This window comes from Pseudomonas sp. R19M (genome assembly GCF_050312585.1).
Lineage (GTDB): Bacteria > Pseudomonadota > Gammaproteobacteria > Pseudomonadales > Pseudomonadaceae > Aquipseudomonas > Aquipseudomonas palleroniana.
In genome coordinates this window covers 17,937-33,961 of the sequence record NZ_JBNPJV010000071.1, presented here as the reverse complement: position 1 = coordinate 33,961, position 16,025 = coordinate 17,937, and the positions used below count along the sequence as shown (strand labels likewise).

The following is a 16,025-nucleotide window of genomic DNA, read 5'->3' as shown; positions in this document are numbered from 1 at the left end:
CGGGTGACGGCTCAACCCTCGCATTCAGTGCACACGCAGCATCACGACTGCAGTTTTTGGCGGCACCTGCCGGGACATTGCGTATAGCGGTCCTGTGCAGGCGCTGCCGTTTTGCGTGCGATTTTCCGCTATTGTTGGGTGTCTTTGCCCATCACATCGAGCCCATATCGTGAAAACGATCGTCGCCCTATTCATTGCATTACTGACTCTGCCCGTCTCTGCAGCGCAATTGACCATCGAACTGGACCACACCAGCAAGACTTGGCAGACCGCCGACTTGCTCAAGCGGCCGGATGTACAGACGGTGCAGATCGTCGATGACGTTTCCTACAAACGCAATATGACCTATCGCGCAGTGCCACTAGCCGCCCTCCTACCGGGACTGAAAGCGGAAAACCATCTGCAAGCCGTCGCCCTCGATGGCTTCGCCGCCGAACTCGCCGCCGCGCCGCTTCTGCAAAACCACGGCGCCCGCGCCTGGCTCGCCATTGAGGACCCCGCCCACCCTTGGCCGGCGCTGGCGCAAGATAAATCGAGTGCCGGGCCGTTTTATCTGGTGTGGACCGATCCGCAAGCCGGCTCCATCAGCCCTGAGCAGTGGCCGTTCCAGATCTCCGGGATCAAGCAATTGAAGACCGTCGCCGAACGCTTTCCCGCCTTGCTGCCCGATCCGCAGCTGGCGGCGAATGACCCCGTGAACCAAGGCTTTGCGTTGTTCCAGAAAAACTGCCTGGCCTGTCACCGGCTCAATGGCGCCGGCGACGCCCAAGTGGGGCCGGATCTGAATATTCCCTACAACCCCACCGAATATTTCAGCGGGGATTTCCTCAAGCGCTATATCCGCGATCCCCAGAGCCTGCGGCATTGGCCACAGGCGAAGATGCCGGCTTTTGCAGCCAGTGTATTGCCCGATACTGAGCTGGATTTGCTGGTGGGGTATTTGAGGCATATGGCGGGGCGTAAACAATAGCCCTGAGTGTCGGTGGGAGGGGGCTTGCTCCCGATAGCGGTGGGTCAGCTAACAATAACTGACTGGCAACCGCCTATCGGGAGCAAGCCCCCTCCCACATTGCATTATTGCTGCTGGACAGCGATCACCGGGGCCGGCGCCATGCATAACACCTTGGCATGCATCTGTTCATGCCCGCCGCCCCGACGCATGCCACGTACCGGGCAGGCATCCAGGTAATCCAGGCCCACGGCCAGTTTCAAATGCCGCTCCGGCCGCGCCAGTTGGTTGGTCACGTCAAAGCTGTACCAGGCGTCATCCAGCCAGGCTTCAGCCCAGGCGTGGCTGGCCAGGTGCGTGCTGTCTTCGGTGTACAGATACCCCGACACATATCGCGCCGCAATCCCCAGGCTGCGTGCGCAGGCCAGGAACGCGTGGGTATGGTCCTGGCATACGCCTGCCCGCCCGGCGAAAGCCTCGGCGGCACTGGTGTCGACTGCGGTTGCACCCGGCGTGTAGACCATCGACTGGTTGAGCGCGTGCATCAGGTCGATCAACGCGCTGCGGTCGCGACGTTGCCGACAGTGCTGCTCGGCAAAGCTGCGCAACGCTTCGTCGGGTTCGGTCAGGCGCGTGCTGCGCAGGAACGGGAAAGCCGACTGGCTCTCGTGTTCAGCCTCGCGTAACTCATCGATATCCACCTGGCCACGGGCACCGATGATGACCGCGTCGTGGGGTTCGTCCAGCGTCAGCACATGCAGGATATTGCCGAACGGATCGACCTGTGCCCGCACCGGGCGTGGCAGGTCGAGCTGCCAACTGATGACGTGCTGGCGCTCGCTGTCATGGGGCGTGAGGCGCAGGTACTGGATACTGGCGCGCACCGGGTCTTCATAGTGGTAGGTGGTTTCGTGGCTGAGGGAGAGTCTCATGCGGCCTCCAGGTAGGAGCTGTAGATGGCGTCGCCCAACTGGCGGACCAAAGGGATAAAGTCGGTCAGCCAGGCGTGCAGGCCTTCCTCAAGGATTTCGTCGATGGCGGTAAAGCGCAGGCGTGCGTCCATTTCGGCGGCCAGGCGCTGGGCCGGTCGCCCGTTGAGGCCGGGCAGGCTGGCGAGGATCTGGTCGATCTCCTCGCTGCAGGCGCGCAGCGAGCGTGGGACATCAGCGCGTAACAGCAACAACTCGGCCACTTGCCGGGCGCCGGGCGCGTCGCGATAGATCTCGGTGTAGGCCTCGAACGACGATAACGCGCGCAGCAAGGCGCTCCACTGGTAGTAGGCGTGGGCTGTGCCATCGCTGACGGCGGCGGCCTGGTCGCCGGCCATTTCATAACGTGCGTCCAGCAGGCGCAGGGTGTTGTCGGCACGCTCGATGAAGGTGCCCAGGCGGATAAAGCGAAAGGCGTCGTTACGCATGATGGTGCCGTAAGTGGCGCCCCGGAACAGGTGCGAACGCTCCTTGACCCACTCGCAAAACCGGCTCATGCCGTAATGGCTCAAGCCTTGCTGGGCGATGTCGCGGATATCCAGCCAGGTGGCGTTGATGTTTTCCCACATGTCGGCGGTAATTCGCCCACGCACCGCATGGGCGCTGGCCCGCGCGGCGCCGAGACAACTGTAGATGCTGGCCGGGTTGGCCGCGTCCAGCGCAAAAAAGTGCAGCAGGTGTTCGGCATGCAGTTCGCCGTGGCGTTCACGGTAATCCTCCAGGGTGCCGGTGATCAGCAACGGCATGGCCAGTTCATGCAGACCGTCACCGTGCCCGTCTTGAGGCATCAGCGACAGCGAATAGCTGACGTCGAGCATGCGTGCGAGGTTTTCCGCACGTTCCAGATAGCGCGACATCCAGTACAAATCCGAGGCAGTTCTACTCAACATGGCATCAGTCCTCGACCACCCAGGTGTCTTTGGTGCCGCCGCCCTGGGACGAGTTGACCACCAGCGAACCTTCACGCAGCGCCACACGGGTCAAGCCGCCGGGCACCACGCGGGTTTCCTTGCCGGATAACACGAAGGGACGCAGGTCGATATGGCGCGGTGCGATACCGTTTTCGACAAAGGTCGGGCACGTGGATAAACACAGCGTTGGTTGGGCGATATAGGCGTGGGGCTTGGCTTTGATGCGGGCGCTAAAGGCTTCGATTTCCGCCGCGGTAGACGCCGGGCCGACCAGCATGCCGTAGCCGCCGGAGCCTTGGGTTTCCTTCACCACCAAGTCCGGCAGGTTGGCCAGCACGTGGGATAGTTCGTCAGGCTTACGACACTGGTACGTCGGAACATTCTTCAGGATGGGTTCTTCATCCAGATAAAAACGGATCATCTCGGTGACGAAGGGGTACACCGACTTGTCATCCGCCACCCCCGTGCCGATGGCATTGGCCAGTACCACGTTGCCCGAACGATAGGCGGCGAGCAGGCCGGGCACACCCAGCATGGACTCGGGGTTGAACGCCAACGGGTCGAGGAATGCGTCGTCGAGGCGGCGGTAGATCACATCCACCGCCTTGGGGCCGTCGGTGGTGCGCATGAACACGCGGTCATCGCGCACAAACAGGTCGGCCCCCTCCACCAGTTCCACGCCCATCTCGCGGGCCAGGAACGCATGTTCGAAGAATGCGCTGTTGAAACGCCCTGGCGTCAGCACCACCACGCTCGGGTTATCCAGCGGGCTTGAGCTTTTGAGGGTATCGAGCAGCAGGTTCGGATAATGATCGATCGGAGCAATGCGCTGGGCCGCGAACAGTTCGGGGAACAGGCGCATCATCATCTTGCGATCTTCGAGCATGTAGCTGACACCGCTCGGCGTACGCAGGTTGTCTTCCAGCACGTAGTAGGTACCGTCGCCATCGCGTACGAGGTCGACGCCGGAGATGTGGGAATACAGATCGCGGTGCAGGTTCAGCCCCTGCATCGCCAGTTGGTATTGCTCGTTGGCCAATACCTGTTCAGCGGGAATGATCCCGGCCTTGATGATGCGTTGGTCGTGATACAGGTCGGCGAGGAACATGTTCAACGCCTTGACTCGCTGAATGCAGCCACGCTCGACCGTGCGCCACTCGCTGGCCGGTATGCTGCGCGGGATTGTATCGAAGGGAATCAGGCGTTCGGTGCCCTGCTCGTCCCCATACAGGGTGAACGTGATCCCGGCGCGGTGAAACAGCAAATCGGCCTCACGCCGGCGCTGGGCCAACAGCTCGGCGGGCGTTTCAGCCAACCAGCGGGCGAATTCGCGGTAATGGGGACGGACCTGCCCTGCCCCATCGTACATCTCGTCGTAATAAGTGCGGATCATGCCGTACTCCTTGTCCCCCGGACGCAAGAACCTTCGCAAGGCCCGTGCCATCGGCATAAACACTTATAAATCAGTGAGTTGGATAAGCAGTGGAATCTAACCGCACCGTCCTGGTGCGCAGAATGCCCGCCGCCTTGCGTCACGCTTCATCCCAATGCGGGCTTTGGCTATCAACAGCATAGCCAGAGTTGATTTCATTGCCCGGCTGCCTCCAGGGATAATCGCCCCATCTGCTGAACTGCCTTCAGCGCTCCGCTCTTCCCTTTAGGCAACCCTTGTCGGGTGGCTTTTTTTTGAGGCTGAGAAAGTACCGCGCAAGTTCCACACATTTTCAGACGGCACAAACAAAATCGGCCGACCCGAAGGTCAGCCGATACGCTGAGACTCTATGCAACTACATGGGTAATCCACGCACCTCCTGCTTCACGCCCCATCCCTCGATGATCCCGCCCAGCGGCTCGACCACCGCTTCAAAGTCTTGTTCGAAGTCTCCTATGCCGTCGTAGGTTGCGGACATGATTTTGCTCAGTTCCAAGTACCACGCGCCATCGTCGCGCGCGCTGACCTGGGCATTCAGCGATTCCCCACGAAATCGACCCGCAGCCCGGCGCGCCCGTTCCTCATCCGGGAAAATGGCGTAGAACTCGATGGGGTGAAAACGCGAGAAGTCAAAGCCGCCTTCTTTCATGCGGCGCAGAACATGGGTGCTGATATCTTCTTGATAGGCTGTGCTCATGAAACGTCCTCCTCAAACCGATGGATAGACTTTCCGTGCTTCCCGAAGCCTGCGCCCTACTGGCGCAGGTACTACGGCAATAACAACACCGCTGGAAAACAAGCATGTAGCTGACAAGACCAGACCTTAGCGATTCATTCGCTGATCTCGTTTGCAGAGTAGCGCGAAGCTATCACCTCTACCAGAGGGGGTTGAATGAGTTACAGGGATTGTTCAGGCAGCCGGAGAAATGTCGAGGATCTGGATGCTGTTCTGGTCTTTGAGGATCTTGACCGTAGGCTCAGGCTGGCGTCCTTCAAGGTCATTGAGGTCGAGTTCGGCGGCTACCGGCACCAGCTTGCTGCGGATCATGTGCGCCGCCTCTTCGAGGCTGGGCTTTTGCATGCAATCGAACTGCTCCACGGACTTCACGCCGTGGTCATCAACAAAGGTAATCTGCCACTTTTGCATCGGTGCTTCCTCGATAAAACCCAAGTGTGGGCTCACATCCATCTGGACCTTGAGGGCTTGGCAAATGTTCCACTCAAGGTCGCAGGCACCTGATCGGCTGTGCTTATTTTTCAGCGTGTTCTTTCAAGGCTTTCAAGGTCTTGAACGGGGCGTCCACCACGAACTTGTTGGCCAGCCACGACGGCACACTGCCGCCAGGCTCGGTGTGCACCTGGTAGGTCACTTCGGTCTGGTTGTCGCCTTTGGGAACGAGCTTCCAGAAGCCATCGACCTGGGCCACCCGAACGTAGCCTTTTTCTTCAGGCTTGTAGGTTGGCACACCTTCCAGTTTACGCGTCAGCGTGCCGTCGGCCGCCTTGGTCGTCGTGATATGCAGGTAGGAATCGCGGTCAGTCACCGGGAACGGGGCCTTGAATTGGGTGTAGGTCCAGCTTTCGTCACCTTTCTTATCGACCAGCTTCTGCGATTTGCACTCATGGATCCATGAGCAGGCGCCCGCCACGTCTTCTTGCAGAGCCTGGATCTTGGCGACTGGGGCCTTGATCACGGTCACACCGCGATAAGCCTTGTACTTGGAGCCGGCAATTTCGCTCAAGGACACTTTGATACCGTCTTCGTCCTTGGCAACCTGCCAGTCTTCCGCCTGGGCAGTGGCAGCGAACAACACTGTAAAACCGCACAACACAGCTATTCGTTTCAGTGAACCCATTGTTGTATTCCTTATTGTTGAAGTTCCAATAGTAAAGCCCATCAAGCCGCCGTCATCTGCTCCCACCAGCCAATCAGCCGGATCGCATCGGCCTGGTCGTTGCCGCAGACTTCGATATCCGCCTTGAAATCACTGCACACCGCCGGCCGCTCCGGGCGGCCGAACAGCAGGCATAGCTGTTCGACCGACAAGTGCACACAGCGTTCTCCCGCAGGTTTGCCGTTGGGCATTCCCGGCAGCGGTGAACTGATGGAGGGGGCGATGCAGCAAGCGCCACAGCCTTCACGGCATTTCATGACCAGTAGGTCCTCGACGGCTCAATAGGGATGGCCGGGCTAGAGTACGCCCTAAAACAGCCGTTTTAAAATGGTCCAACAGGGGTTTTTCGCGCAAAACAAAAGTGACTGACCAGTCTGCGACAGATGGTCGAGGGCAAGCGTCACGTGCGAGGGAAAAGTTTACTGCTTGAATTCGAAATCCAGCGCTGCGCCTTCCACTTCACGCCGCTCTTCATTGCGCAATTGCAGCTTCATCTCGTTGCTGAGCAAGCGGCCATTGATCTGGAACGCGCTGTTATCGGTTGGCTTCTCGCCAAACATCGGTGGCAACAATGGCACGCTCTTGGGCTTGGGCATGGTGCCGATCGGCTGCAGGTGCCGCACCATGTCCGCAGGCAAAGACAGGTCCAACTGTGCCGGTGGCAACTTGGTCTGGGCCACTTCGTGGGCCGACTTGGATTTGCTGGCGATCGGTGCACGCTTCTTCACGGGCGCGGCTTTCTTCTTGGCAGGGGGCGTTTTTTTCGCTGGGGTCTTCTGCTGTGCCTGGGCGGCGGGCCTGGTTTCAGTCACGGGCGACGCGGCCAGCACGGCGCCGACGTTACACAGGATCAACAAGCCAATCATCCAGACAGCGCGAAAAATAGAGGTCATATCGCCAACAGCATTAACGGCAGAAAGCCATATGCTCGCTTGTTGTGCATGGCATGACAAGCGCGGTGATCAGCCATGCAGGCGAACTGTCCCCTTTCTACGCCTCAAAAGCCTGCCGCCGTTTCCTGGCACAACTGGCTGGCAAGCATGCCCAGAGTCATCAATGCCCGCTCCGCCTCGCGGTTCCACGGCGTCCCACAGTTGAGGCGAATACAGTGGTTGAACTGTTCCGTATTACTGAAAATCACCCCAGGGGCAATGCTGATGCCCTGTTGCAAGGCACGCACGTGCAGTTCCTGGGTATTGACCCGCCCCGGTAAACTGACCCACAGGATAAAGCCACCGGTTGGGCGGGTCATTTGCGTGCCTTCAGGGAAATACTGCTGCACGGCCAGTTGGAACGCGCTGAGATTCTTACGGTATTCCTGGCGGATGTAGCGCAGATGCCGGTCGTAGCCACCGTTCTCCAGGTAAGCGGCAACGCCCATCTGGGTGACGCTGCAGGCGGAATGGGTGCTGAACATCTGCAAGCGCTGGATTTCCTGCTGGTACTTGCCGGCGATCATCCAGCCGATTCGCACACCGGGCGACAAGGTCTTGGAAAAGCTTGAGCAGTAGATCACTCGATCCAGGCGGTCATAGGCTTTGAGGGCCTTGGTGCGACCGACCTCGAACATCAGTTCGCCGTAGATATCGTCTTCGACAATCTGGATATCGAAATCCGAGGCCAGGCGCAGTAACTGCTTCTGCCGCTCTTCCGGCATGGTCGCGCCCAACGGGTTGCTCAGGCGGGTGGTCAATACCAGGGCCTTGATCGACCATTGGTTCGCCGCCAATTGCAGGGCTTCCAGGCTCATGCCGGTGGCAGGGTCGCTGGGGATCTCGATGACCTTGAGGCCCAGCAGATCGGCCAGTTGCAGCAACCCATAATAAGTGGGCGATTCAGCCGCGATCAGGTCGCCGGGCCGCGTGAGCACACGCAATGACATCTGCAATGCATCCACACAGCCGTGGGTGATCACCACTTCGGAGGGGTCCACCACGACGCCGGCGTCGCGCATGCGAATCGCCACCTGGCGGCGCAGCGGTTCGAAACCGGGGCTGAACATGTAGCTGAACGCCCGCGGGCTCTGGAAGCGCGTGACCTTGGCCAACTGCTGGTGCAGTGCGCGTACCGGCAGGTAGTCGACGCTCGGCACCGCAGCGCCCAACGGGAATACACCTTCGCGTCGCGACTCGACCAATACCTGCTGGATGATGCTGCTGCGGGTGACCAACCCTGGACGCTCGACCCGCGCGATGTCCGGCGTGGGCGCCGTCAGCGCAGGTGTCTGGTGCACGTAGTAGCCCGACTGCGGCCGCGCGCGGATCAGCCCCTGGTCTTCCAGGTTGGCGTAAGCCTGCAACACGGTGGCATGGCTGACGTTGAGCTGGGAGCTCATCTTGCGCACCGACGGCACGCGCTCTCCCGGTTGATAAACACCGCGCCGGATGTCCTCAGCCAGTTGCTGGGCAATACGTTGGTAAAGCAACAGATTGGTCATGACGCAGCACTCGATTTCACGGGTATTTTATTTTTGTGTGAAACATACCGGCACAGTTTAGAAGTGTACGGGGACAGTTGCCACAATAGTCGAGCGCAGGCGGGAGTGACAGCAAAAACTGTAGGGGGGTGTCGCGTGTAGGAGCGAGCAAGCTCGCTCCTACAGTTTCATTGGAGGCGAGTTCTCAGCGAGCGGCGCCCAGTTGGCCCTTTTCGTCCGAAAATACAATTTCCACCCGGCGGTTCAGCGCGCGGCCACGCTCGGAGGCATTTGCTTCCACCGGGTACTGGTCGCCGTAACCTTCGACCTCGATACGGTTGTCATCGATACCCAGGTCAATCAACAGGTCTGCCACCGATTGGGCACGGTCGCGGGACAGTTTCAGGTTGTCCTGCTCGCCTCCGGTGTTGTCGGTGTAGCCCTCGACGCGCACCCGACGCTTGGGGTTCAGTTGCAGGAACTGCACAATTTTCAGCACTGTACGGCTGGCCGAGTTCTGCAGTTCAGCTTCGCCGGTATCAAACAGCACATCCCCCAGGGTCATCACCAGGCCCCGATCGGTCTGGGTGGTGAGGCTGGCGATCTGTGCTTCAACCCACTTGCCCTGCTGCTGCACGCTGGCCAGCTTATTTTCCCGCAGGGCCAATTGCAGGCGCTGGCGTTCCAGTTCGAGCTTGGTGCCGCGCTCGGCGTTGAGACCCTGCTCGGCATGCTCACGGGCGATCGCGCTGTAGCGTTGGCTCAGGTAAGCGTAGTGCACCACGTCGGCACCGCTGCCCCAATAACTGGACAGGCGGTCGGCGCGAGCCAGGGACTCACCAGCACGAATCACGTCTTTAGGCGCGAAACGCAGCACATTGGCGTCTTCCTTGACCTTCTGGAAGTCACTGCCGGCCTGCTGCAACGCCTGCTCGCTGTTAGGCTGGCTGGCACACCCCCCCAAGGCGGCACTGCCCAGCAACAGAGCACAACTCAAACCACGGATGATCGGGCTCATTGGGCTTCTCCCAACTGCAATTGCTTGCGCAGGCGAGTGATGCGGGTGTTGAGCACGTTCAGTTGCTCCTGGCTTTTGCGAGTCAGAATCCGCGCTTCGGCGAGGCGCGCGTCCAGCTCGGCCTGTTCGGCCTGCATGCGCGCATCCTTATAGGATTGGCCAGCCATATCAGCCTTGGCCTTGGCGAATTTGTCTTCAGCCAGTTTCAGGTCAGGTGATTCATCGGTATTGGCACCCACGGCGCTGGCTTGTTCCAAGGCTTGCTGGGTGAGGCGAATCTGTTCATTCGGCGCAGGATCAGCGGCACATCCCGCCAAAGCGACAACGGCGAGGGCCGCGAAAAAAGGTCGAAGAGTCACGGTAAATCCTTACTTTGCTGAGGTGCCGACGGGTTGCTGCAGTTGCGCTTTCCAGCGCTCAAGATTGCGCTGCAGCGCGGTGTGCGCGACGTCGGACGTGGGCAATTCTGTCATCTTTTTGGCCAGCTGTCCGCGCAGCCACGGATCATTGCAGGCCGAGTTGTGGGAAACCGCCAAATACAATCCGGGCTGGTCGACCGGGGTTTCGCGCGCCACCAGATCGTTGCTCATGCCCAGACTCTGGGCCATGGCCATCCCGGAATAGCGCCCGGCAATGACGTAGTCCACTTCCCCGAGCAGCAACTTCTGGAAGGCCGGCGTCAGGCTGGGCAAGCGTTGCAGGTTCAACTGCTGGCCCGCGAACGTTTCCAGGCCTGCACTCAGGCGGGCACGTTCCGACACCGCGCCTTTATGGCCGTGCAGGTCGGCGGCCGTGGTGTAGACCAGGGGCGAGTCCTTGCGGGTCCAGACCAGGTAATCGATCTGCACCAACGCCGGGTGGATATAATCAAGAGTTTCCAACTCACCCAGGTTCAGCGGCGCATCGGCAAGCAGGTCCATGCGCCCGCTGCGCACCTCATCCAGGGCCAGGGAGCGTTTGCCGCCGTAGAGCAGGTCGATTTTCAGGCCAAGGTCCTTGCCAACTTGTTGCAGCACGTCGGCGGTGGCGCCGATCAGATGCGTCGGGTCCTGGGGATCGCGCCACAACAAGGGCGGTGCGTCCGGGCTGCCGGTAATCACCAGGCGCTCACACTTGCCGGCGGCCAGCGCCAGGCTTGGCAGCAGCGTGAGGCCCAGCAGTACCACCCAGGGGCGCAGTTGCATGGCGAAGCTCTCCGAATAGTCAAAAAAAAGCCCGGTCACAAGGACCGGGCTCTTTATAAGTGAAGCCGCTGGATTAGACCAGCTTCTCCAGCTCAGGCACTGCTTCGAACAAGTCCGCCACCAGGCCGTAATCAGCCACCTGGAAGATCGGGGCTTCTTCGTCCTTGTTGATCGCAACGATCACTTTGGAGTCTTTCATACCCGCCAAGTGCTGGATCGCACCGGAGATACCGACGGCGATGTACAGCTGCGGCGCAACGATCTTGCCGGTCTGGCCGACCTGCATGTCGTTGGGTACGAAACCTGCGTCGACAGCAGCGCGGGAAGCGCCGACCGCCGCGCCCAGCTTGTCGGCCAGGGCGTACAGGTGCTTGAAGTTGTCACCGTTCTGCATGCCACGGCCGCCCGAAACGACGATCTTGGCAGCGGTCAGCTCAGGACGGTCCGACTTGGCCAGCTCTTCGCCAACAAAGCCGGAAGTGCCGGCGTCGTGGGCAGCGGCAACGGCTTCAATCGCAGCCGAGCCCCCTTCTGCGGCAACCGGGTCGAAACCGGTGGCACGCACGGTGATGACCTTGACCGAGGCGTTGGACTGTACGGTCGCGATAGCGTTACCGGCGTAGATCGGGCGCTTGAACGTGTCAGCGCTTTCTACCGAGATGATCTCGGAGATCTGGTCAACGTCCAGCTGCGCGGCAACGCGTGGCAGGATGTTTTTGCCGTTGGAGGTCGCGGCAGCCAGGATGTGGCTGTAGCCCTTGCCCAGTTCTGCAACCAGCGGAGCAACGTTTTCCGGCAGCTGATGCGCGTAGGCGGCATTGTCAGCGTTCAGGACTTTGCTCACGCCCGCGATTTTCGCGGCGGCTTCAGCTACGGCACCAGCGCCCTGGCCTGCAACCAGTACGTGGATATCACCACCGATTTTCGCAGCGGCAGCCACGGTGTTCAGAGTGGCCGGGGCCAGCACTTTGTTGTCGTGTTCAGCGATTACCAAGATAGTCATGATTAGATTACCTTCGCTTCGTTTTTCAGTTTCTCGACCAGTTCAGCCACCGACTTGACCTTGATGCCCGCGCTGCGTGCAGCCGGTGCTTCGACTTTGACAGTCTTGTTGGTGGAGGCGGTGGAAACGCCCAAAGCATCCGGAGTCAGCGTTTCAAGCGGCTTCTTCTTGGCTTTCATGATGTTTGGCAGCGACGCGTAGCGCGGCTCGTTCAAACGCAGGTCGGTAGTGACGATGGCCGGCAGTTTCAGGGAAACCGTCTGTGCGCCGCCGTCGATTTCACGGGTGACCGCTACGCTGTCGCCGCTCACTTCGACTTTGGAGGCGAAGGTGCCCTGGCCGTAACCGGTCAGTGCAGCCAGCATCTGGCCAGTCTGGTTGTTGTCGCTGTCGATGGCCTGTTTGCCAAGGATCACCAATTGAGGCTGTTCCTTGTCGACAACGGCCTTGAGCAACTTGGCAACGGCCAGGGAAGTCAGCTCTTCAGCGGACTCGACCAGGATGGCGCGGTCGGCGCCCAGTGCCAGGGCGGTACGCAACTGCTCTTGAGCAGTGGTCGGGCCGATGGAAACCACCACGATTTCAGTCGCCACGCCTTTCTCTTTCAGGCGCACGGCTTCTTCCACGGCGATTTCGCAGAAAGGGTTCATCGACATTTTGACGTTAGCGAGGTCGACGCCGGAATTGTCCGCCTTGACGCGAACTTTCACGTTGTAATCGACAACGCGTTTGACAGCTACAAGAACCTTCATGGATTCCTCGTTACTCTCCGGTGAAAAGAAAGTCGCCTAGGCGAACCTGGCGGTTGATGCTCATCGGCACACAAGGGCACCTCCAAAGACGGCAGAGATGGCACGACAATGGGATAGCGATGACCGTTCGTCAGTGGTGACCGGGAGGTCATTCTTTATCGCAGCGTGTAAACTGCGCGCCATCGCTGAGGCACGCTTCACCTTTCCTGCCTTTGGACGTGCTCTTGAAACCTGCAGTCTGCCTACGGTAAGCGCAAAACCGACCGTATATTGACCGGAACGCCTATTCTGGTCAATACGCCAAAATAGCCTGTCATAAGCCGCGTTGCTTTGATTTACCTAGCTTCCAAGCAATTCAAACAAACGTTTGTATTGGACGCTGACAGTGGTCTATATATAATGCGCCACCTAGAGAGCAAGGTGGGTCAGGCCTAGGCGCCAGACGTCACCGAAACCTCCACCCATTAGAAAAAAAGCCTGTTGAGCCTTGAGTAGGAGATAGCCTGTGGAACGCGAATACATGGAATTCGACGTGGTCATCGTCGGCGCCGGCCCGGCGGGCCTGTCTGCCGCCTGCCGACTGAAGCAGAAGGCCACCGAAGCCGGTAAAGAAATCAGCGTCTGCGTGGTCGAGAAAGGCTCCGAAGTCGGCGCCCACATCCTCTCCGGTGCCGTGTTCGAACCACGTGCCCTGAACGAACTGTTCCCGGACTGGAAGGAACTCGGTGCCCCGCTCAACACCCCCGTGGTGCGCGATGACATCTATGTACTGCGCAGCCCCGAAACCTCCACCAAGGTGCCCGACTTCTTTGTGCCCAAGACCATGCACAACGAAGGCAACTACATCATCTCCCTGGGCAACCTGTGCCGCTGGCTGGCCCAGCAGGCCGAGAACCTGGGCGTTGAAGTCTACCCAGGCTTCGCCGCCCAGGAAGCGCTGTTCGACGAAAATGGCGTGGTCCGCGGGATCATCACCGGCGACCTCGGCGTCGACCGCGAAGGCCATCCGAAAGAAGGCGTGTACACCCCAGGCATGGAACTGCGCGGCAAGTACACGCTGTTCGCCGAGGGTTGCCGTGGCCACATCGGCAAACAACTGATCAAGCGCTTCAACCTGGACAGTGATGCCGACGCGCAGCACTACGGCATCGGCCTGAAGGAAATCTGGGAAATCGACCCAGCCAAGCATCAACCTGGCCTGGTGGTGCACACCGCCGGTTGGCCGCTGGACATCATGAGCGCCGAAAACACTGGCGGCTCGTTCCTCTATCACCTGGAGAACAACCAGGTGGTTGTCGGCCTGATTGTCGACCTGTCCTACAGCAACACCTTCCTGTCGCCCTTCGATGAATTCCAGCGCCTCAAGCACCACCCGGTGCTGGCCCAGTACCTCGAAGGCGGCAAGCGCATCAGCTACGGCGCCCGTGCCATCTGCAAAGGCGGCCTGAACTCGCTGCCGAAGATGGTCTTCAAAGGTGGCGCGCTGATCGGTTGCGACCTCGGCACCCTGAACTTCGCCAAGATCAAAGGCAGCCACACCGCGATGAAGTCCGGCATGCTCGCCGCCGACGCCGTGGCCGACCGTCTGTTCGCCGAATCCGAAGGCGGCGATGAACTGACCGCTTACGTCGACAGCTTCAAGTCCAGCTGGCTCTACGAAGAATTGTTCGCCAGCCGCAATTTCGGCCCGGCGATGCACAAGTTCGGCCCGATCCTCGGTGCCGGCTTCAACTGGTTCGACCAGAACATCCTGGGCGGCAAAATGCCGTTCACCCTGCACGACACCAAGCCGGACTACGCCTGCCTCAAGCTCGCCAAGGACAGCAAGAAAATCGACTACCCGAAACCCGACGGCAAGCTGAGCTTCGACAAGCTGAGCTCGGTGTTCATCTCCGGTACCAACCACGAAGAAGAGCAACCGTGCCACTTGAAGCTCAAAGACCCGAGCATCCCGATCGGCACCAACCTGCCGCTCTACGATGAACCGGCGCAGCGCTACTGCCCGGCCGGCGTGTATGAAGTGATCACCCAGGAAGACGGCGAGAAGCGCTTCCAGATCAACGCCCAGAACTGCGTGCACTGCAAGACCTGTGACATCAAGGACCCTTCGCAGAACATCACATGGGTAACGCCGGAAGGCGCGGGTGGGCCGACTTACCCGAATATGTAAGCCAGCCGCATAAAAAAGCCAACGCCCTTCGGCGTTGGCTTTTTTTATCAGCGCAACAAAGTATCAGCGCAACAGATACACCGGAAAACATTCACACAAATGCATCACCCGGCGCCGAGTCTTATCCAGCAGCGCCGCGTTATTGGGCTGCTCCAGCAAGTCAGCGATAAGGTTCGCCACTTCGGCGCACTCCGCTTCGCCAAAACCACGAGTGGTCAGCGCCGGCGTGCCGATGCGAATGCCGCTGGTGACCGCCGGTTTCTGCGGGTCATCAGGGATCGCATTCTTGTTCAGTGTGATGTGGGCGCTCTCCAGCAACGCCTCGGCATCTTTGCCGGTGATGTTCATCGAGCGCAGATCGAGCAGGAACATATGGCAATCGGTGCCACCGGACACCACGCGCAAACCACGGCGCGTGAGAATGCCGGCCATGGTGCGGGCGTTGTCGATCACCCGTTGCTGGTAGTGCCTGAACCCATCGCTTAACGCCTCATTGAACGCCACGGCTTTGGCGGCGATGACATGCATCAGCGGCCCGCCCTGATAAACGGGAAAAATGGTCTTGTCGAGCAGCGCCGCGTATTGCGCCTTGGCCAGGATCAAGCCGCCGCGCGGACCACGCAAGGTCTTGTGGGTGGTGGAGGTGATGAAATCGGCGATACCGACGGGCGATGGGTACACCCCTGCCGCGATCAACCCGGCGTAGTGCGCCATATCCACCATCAAGTAGGCGCCGACTTCGTCGCAGATCTTGCGAAAACGCTGGAAATCGATGGTTCGCGAATAGGCAGAAGCCCCGGCGATGATCAACTTCGGTTTGTGTTCTCGGGCCAGCGCTTCCATCTCGGCGTAGTCGAGAGTCTCGGTTTCACGCTCCAGGCCGTAGGAAAACGCCCGGTAGAACTTGCCCGAAAAATTCACCGAGGCGCCGTGCGTCAAGTGACCGCCATGGGCCAGGGACATCCCCAGGATAGCGTCGCCCGGTTCAAGCACCGCCAGAAACACGGCCTGGTTCGCCTGGGACCCGGAGTGCGGCTGGACGTTGACGTACTCGCAATTGAACAGTTTGCGGGCGCGCTCTATGGCCAGGTTTTCGATCTCGTCGACAACGCCGCACCCGCCGTAATAGCGCCTGCCCGGATAGCCCTCGGCATACTTGTTGGTGAGCACCGAGCCCTGGGCCTGGAGCACTTCGTCGCTGACGTAGTTTTCTGACGCAATCAGTTCCAGGTGAGTTTCCTGACGGTTGCGCTCACGCTCGATCAAGCGGGCTACGGCGGGGTCAAAATTTTGCAGGCTCATGCTG

General features: G+C 59.9%; 17 protein-coding genes. 2 read left to right on the top strand and 15 right to left on the bottom strand.

The features are described from left to right. Positions 1-169: 169 nt before the first annotated feature. A complete protein-coding gene (locus tag ACQRBT_RS15055; protein WP_412047564.1) occupies positions 170-970 on the top strand; it encodes a c-type cytochrome in 801 nt (266 codons plus the stop codon). A 104-nt stretch (positions 971-1,074) separates the two neighbouring features. Here the strand turns inward: ACQRBT_RS15055 and ACQRBT_RS15050 are convergent, their stop codons facing one another. The 14 genes from ACQRBT_RS15050 to ACQRBT_RS14985 all read right to left on the bottom strand — a co-directional run bounded on the left by ACQRBT_RS15050 (position 1,075) and on the right by ACQRBT_RS14985 (position 12,549). Continuing rightward, positions 1,075-1,881 carry a transglutaminase family protein gene (locus ACQRBT_RS15050; RefSeq protein WP_060756263.1) on the bottom strand — a complete coding sequence of 269 codons (807 nt, stop codon included), beginning with the start codon at positions 1,879-1,881 and terminating at the stop codon, positions 1,075-1,077. Continuing rightward, positions 1,878-2,828 (bottom strand): alpha-E domain-containing protein, encoded by a 951-nt coding sequence (locus ACQRBT_RS15045; RefSeq protein WP_060756264.1) that lies wholly within the window; start codon positions 2,826-2,828, stop codon positions 1,878-1,880. The genes ACQRBT_RS15050 and ACQRBT_RS15045 overlap by 4 nt, the downstream gene beginning before the upstream one ends. Positions 2,829-2,832: 4 nt before the next feature. Next, positions 2,833-4,242 carry a circularly permuted type 2 ATP-grasp protein gene (locus ACQRBT_RS15040; RefSeq protein ID WP_412047563.1) on the bottom strand — a complete coding sequence of 470 codons (1,410 nt, stop codon included), beginning with the start codon at positions 4,240-4,242 and terminating at the stop codon, positions 2,833-2,835. A 394-nt stretch (positions 4,243-4,636) separates the two neighbouring features. Beyond that, a complete protein-coding gene (locus ACQRBT_RS15035) occupies positions 4,637-4,978 on the bottom strand; it encodes a ribonuclease E inhibitor RraB (protein ID WP_060756266.1) in 342 nt (113 codons plus the stop codon). Positions 4,979-5,191: 213 nt separating this feature from the next. Further along, complete coding sequence (locus ACQRBT_RS15030) at positions 5,192-5,428, bottom strand: hypothetical protein (RefSeq protein ID WP_104996181.1); 237 nt, start codon at positions 5,426-5,428, stop codon at positions 5,192-5,194. Positions 5,429-5,531: 103 nt separating this feature from the next. Then, positions 5,532-6,137 (bottom strand): START domain-containing protein, encoded by a 606-nt coding sequence (locus tag ACQRBT_RS15025; protein ID WP_412047562.1) that lies wholly within the window; start codon positions 6,135-6,137, stop codon positions 5,532-5,534. A 41-nt stretch (positions 6,138-6,178) separates the two neighbouring features. Further along, positions 6,179-6,433: a YkgJ family cysteine cluster protein gene (locus ACQRBT_RS15020; protein WP_060756268.1), complete on the bottom strand. Its 255-nt coding sequence runs from the start codon at positions 6,431-6,433 to the stop codon at positions 6,179-6,181. Between the two features lie 162 nt (positions 6,434-6,595). Next, on the bottom strand, positions 6,596-7,069 hold the full coding sequence (locus ACQRBT_RS15015; RefSeq protein ID WP_198763496.1) for a translation initiation factor 2: 474 nt from the start codon (positions 7,067-7,069) through the stop codon (positions 6,596-6,598). A gap of 104 nt (positions 7,070-7,173) precedes the next feature. Next, the gene (locus tag ACQRBT_RS15010) at positions 7,174-8,613 is read right to left on the bottom strand and encodes a PLP-dependent aminotransferase family protein (RefSeq protein ID WP_060756270.1); all 1,440 of its coding nucleotides are present in this window, start codon (positions 8,611-8,613) and stop codon (positions 7,174-7,176) included. Between the two features lie 184 nt (positions 8,614-8,797). Next, on the bottom strand, positions 8,798-9,610 hold the full coding sequence (locus ACQRBT_RS15005; RefSeq protein ID WP_412047561.1) for an OmpA family protein: 813 nt from the start codon (positions 9,608-9,610) through the stop codon (positions 8,798-8,800). Then, a complete protein-coding gene (locus ACQRBT_RS15000) occupies positions 9,607-9,969 on the bottom strand; it encodes a DUF4398 domain-containing protein (RefSeq protein ID WP_104994573.1) in 363 nt (120 codons plus the stop codon). Before ACQRBT_RS15000 ends, ACQRBT_RS15005 begins: the two co-directional genes overlap by 4 nt. Positions 9,970-9,978: 9 nt before the next feature. Beyond that, on the bottom strand, positions 9,979-10,794 hold the full coding sequence (locus ACQRBT_RS14995) for a substrate-binding periplasmic protein (protein ID WP_104996182.1): 816 nt from the start codon (positions 10,792-10,794) through the stop codon (positions 9,979-9,981). Positions 10,795-10,867: 73 nt separating this feature from the next. Further along, positions 10,868-11,797 carry an electron transfer flavoprotein subunit alpha/FixB family protein gene (locus ACQRBT_RS14990; RefSeq protein WP_161549541.1) on the bottom strand — a complete coding sequence of 310 codons (930 nt, stop codon included), beginning with the start codon at positions 11,795-11,797 and terminating at the stop codon, positions 10,868-10,870. 2 nt (positions 11,798-11,799) lie between these two features. Then, complete coding sequence (locus ACQRBT_RS14985) at positions 11,800-12,549, bottom strand: electron transfer flavoprotein subunit beta/FixA family protein (RefSeq protein WP_014719538.1); 750 nt, start codon at positions 12,547-12,549, stop codon at positions 11,800-11,802. Positions 12,550-13,054: 505 nt separating this feature from the next. Between ACQRBT_RS14985 and ACQRBT_RS14980 the strand changes: the two genes are divergently transcribed. After that, positions 13,055-14,719, top strand: coding sequence for an electron transfer flavoprotein-ubiquinone oxidoreductase (locus ACQRBT_RS14980; RefSeq protein ID WP_060756274.1), 1,665 nt, complete (start codon positions 13,055-13,057; stop codon positions 14,717-14,719). Positions 14,720-14,782: 63 nt separating this feature from the next. On the opposite strand, the gene glyA is transcribed toward ACQRBT_RS14980, so the two are convergent. Further along, the gene (gene glyA, locus ACQRBT_RS14975; protein ID WP_090369146.1) at positions 14,783-16,021 is read right to left on the bottom strand and encodes a serine hydroxymethyltransferase; all 1,239 of its coding nucleotides are present in this window, start codon (positions 16,019-16,021) and stop codon (positions 14,783-14,785) included. Between the last annotated feature and the right edge of the window lie 4 nt (positions 16,022-16,025).

Coding starts and splice junctions, on each gene's coding strand:
- ACQRBT_RS15050 (WP_060756263.1), bottom strand. CDS start 1,881: ATGAGACTCTCCCTCAGCCACGAAACCACCTACCACTATGAAGACCCG.
- ACQRBT_RS15045 (WP_060756264.1), bottom strand. CDS start 2,828: ATGTTGAGTAGAACTGCCTCGGATTTGTACTGGATGTCGCGCTATCTG.
- ACQRBT_RS15040 (WP_412047563.1), bottom strand. CDS start 4,242: ATGATCCGCACTTATTACGACGAGATGTACGATGGGGCAGGGCAGGTC.
- ACQRBT_RS15035 (WP_060756266.1), bottom strand. CDS start 4,978: ATGAGCACAGCCTATCAAGAAGATATCAGCACCCATGTTCTGCGCCGC.
- ACQRBT_RS15030 (WP_104996181.1), bottom strand. CDS start 5,428: ATGCAAAAGTGGCAGATTACCTTTGTTGATGACCACGGCGTGAAGTCC.
- ACQRBT_RS15025 (WP_412047562.1), bottom strand. CDS start 6,137: ATGGGTTCACTGAAACGAATAGCTGTGTTGTGCGGTTTTACAGTGTTG.
- ACQRBT_RS15020 (WP_060756268.1), bottom strand. CDS start 6,433: ATGAAATGCCGTGAAGGCTGTGGCGCTTGCTGCATCGCCCCCTCCATC.
- ACQRBT_RS15015 (WP_198763496.1), bottom strand. CDS start 7,069: ATGACCTCTATTTTTCGCGCTGTCTGGATGATTGGCTTGTTGATCCTG.
- ACQRBT_RS15010 (WP_060756270.1), bottom strand. CDS start 8,613: ATGACCAATCTGTTGCTTTACCAACGTATTGCCCAGCAACTGGCTGAG.
- ACQRBT_RS15005 (WP_412047561.1), bottom strand. CDS start 9,610: ATGAGCCCGATCATCCGTGGTTTGAGTTGTGCTCTGTTGCTGGGCAGT.
- ACQRBT_RS14995 (WP_104996182.1), bottom strand. CDS start 10,794: ATGCAACTGCGCCCCTGGGTGGTACTGCTGGGCCTCACGCTGCTGCCA.
- ACQRBT_RS14990 (WP_161549541.1), bottom strand. CDS start 11,797: ATGACTATCTTGGTAATCGCTGAACACGACAACAAAGTGCTGGCCCCG.
- ACQRBT_RS14985 (WP_014719538.1), bottom strand. CDS start 12,549: ATGAAGGTTCTTGTAGCTGTCAAACGCGTTGTCGATTACAACGTGAAA.
- glyA (WP_090369146.1), bottom strand. CDS start 16,021: ATGAGCCTGCAAAATTTTGACCCCGCCGTAGCCCGCTTGATCGAGCGT.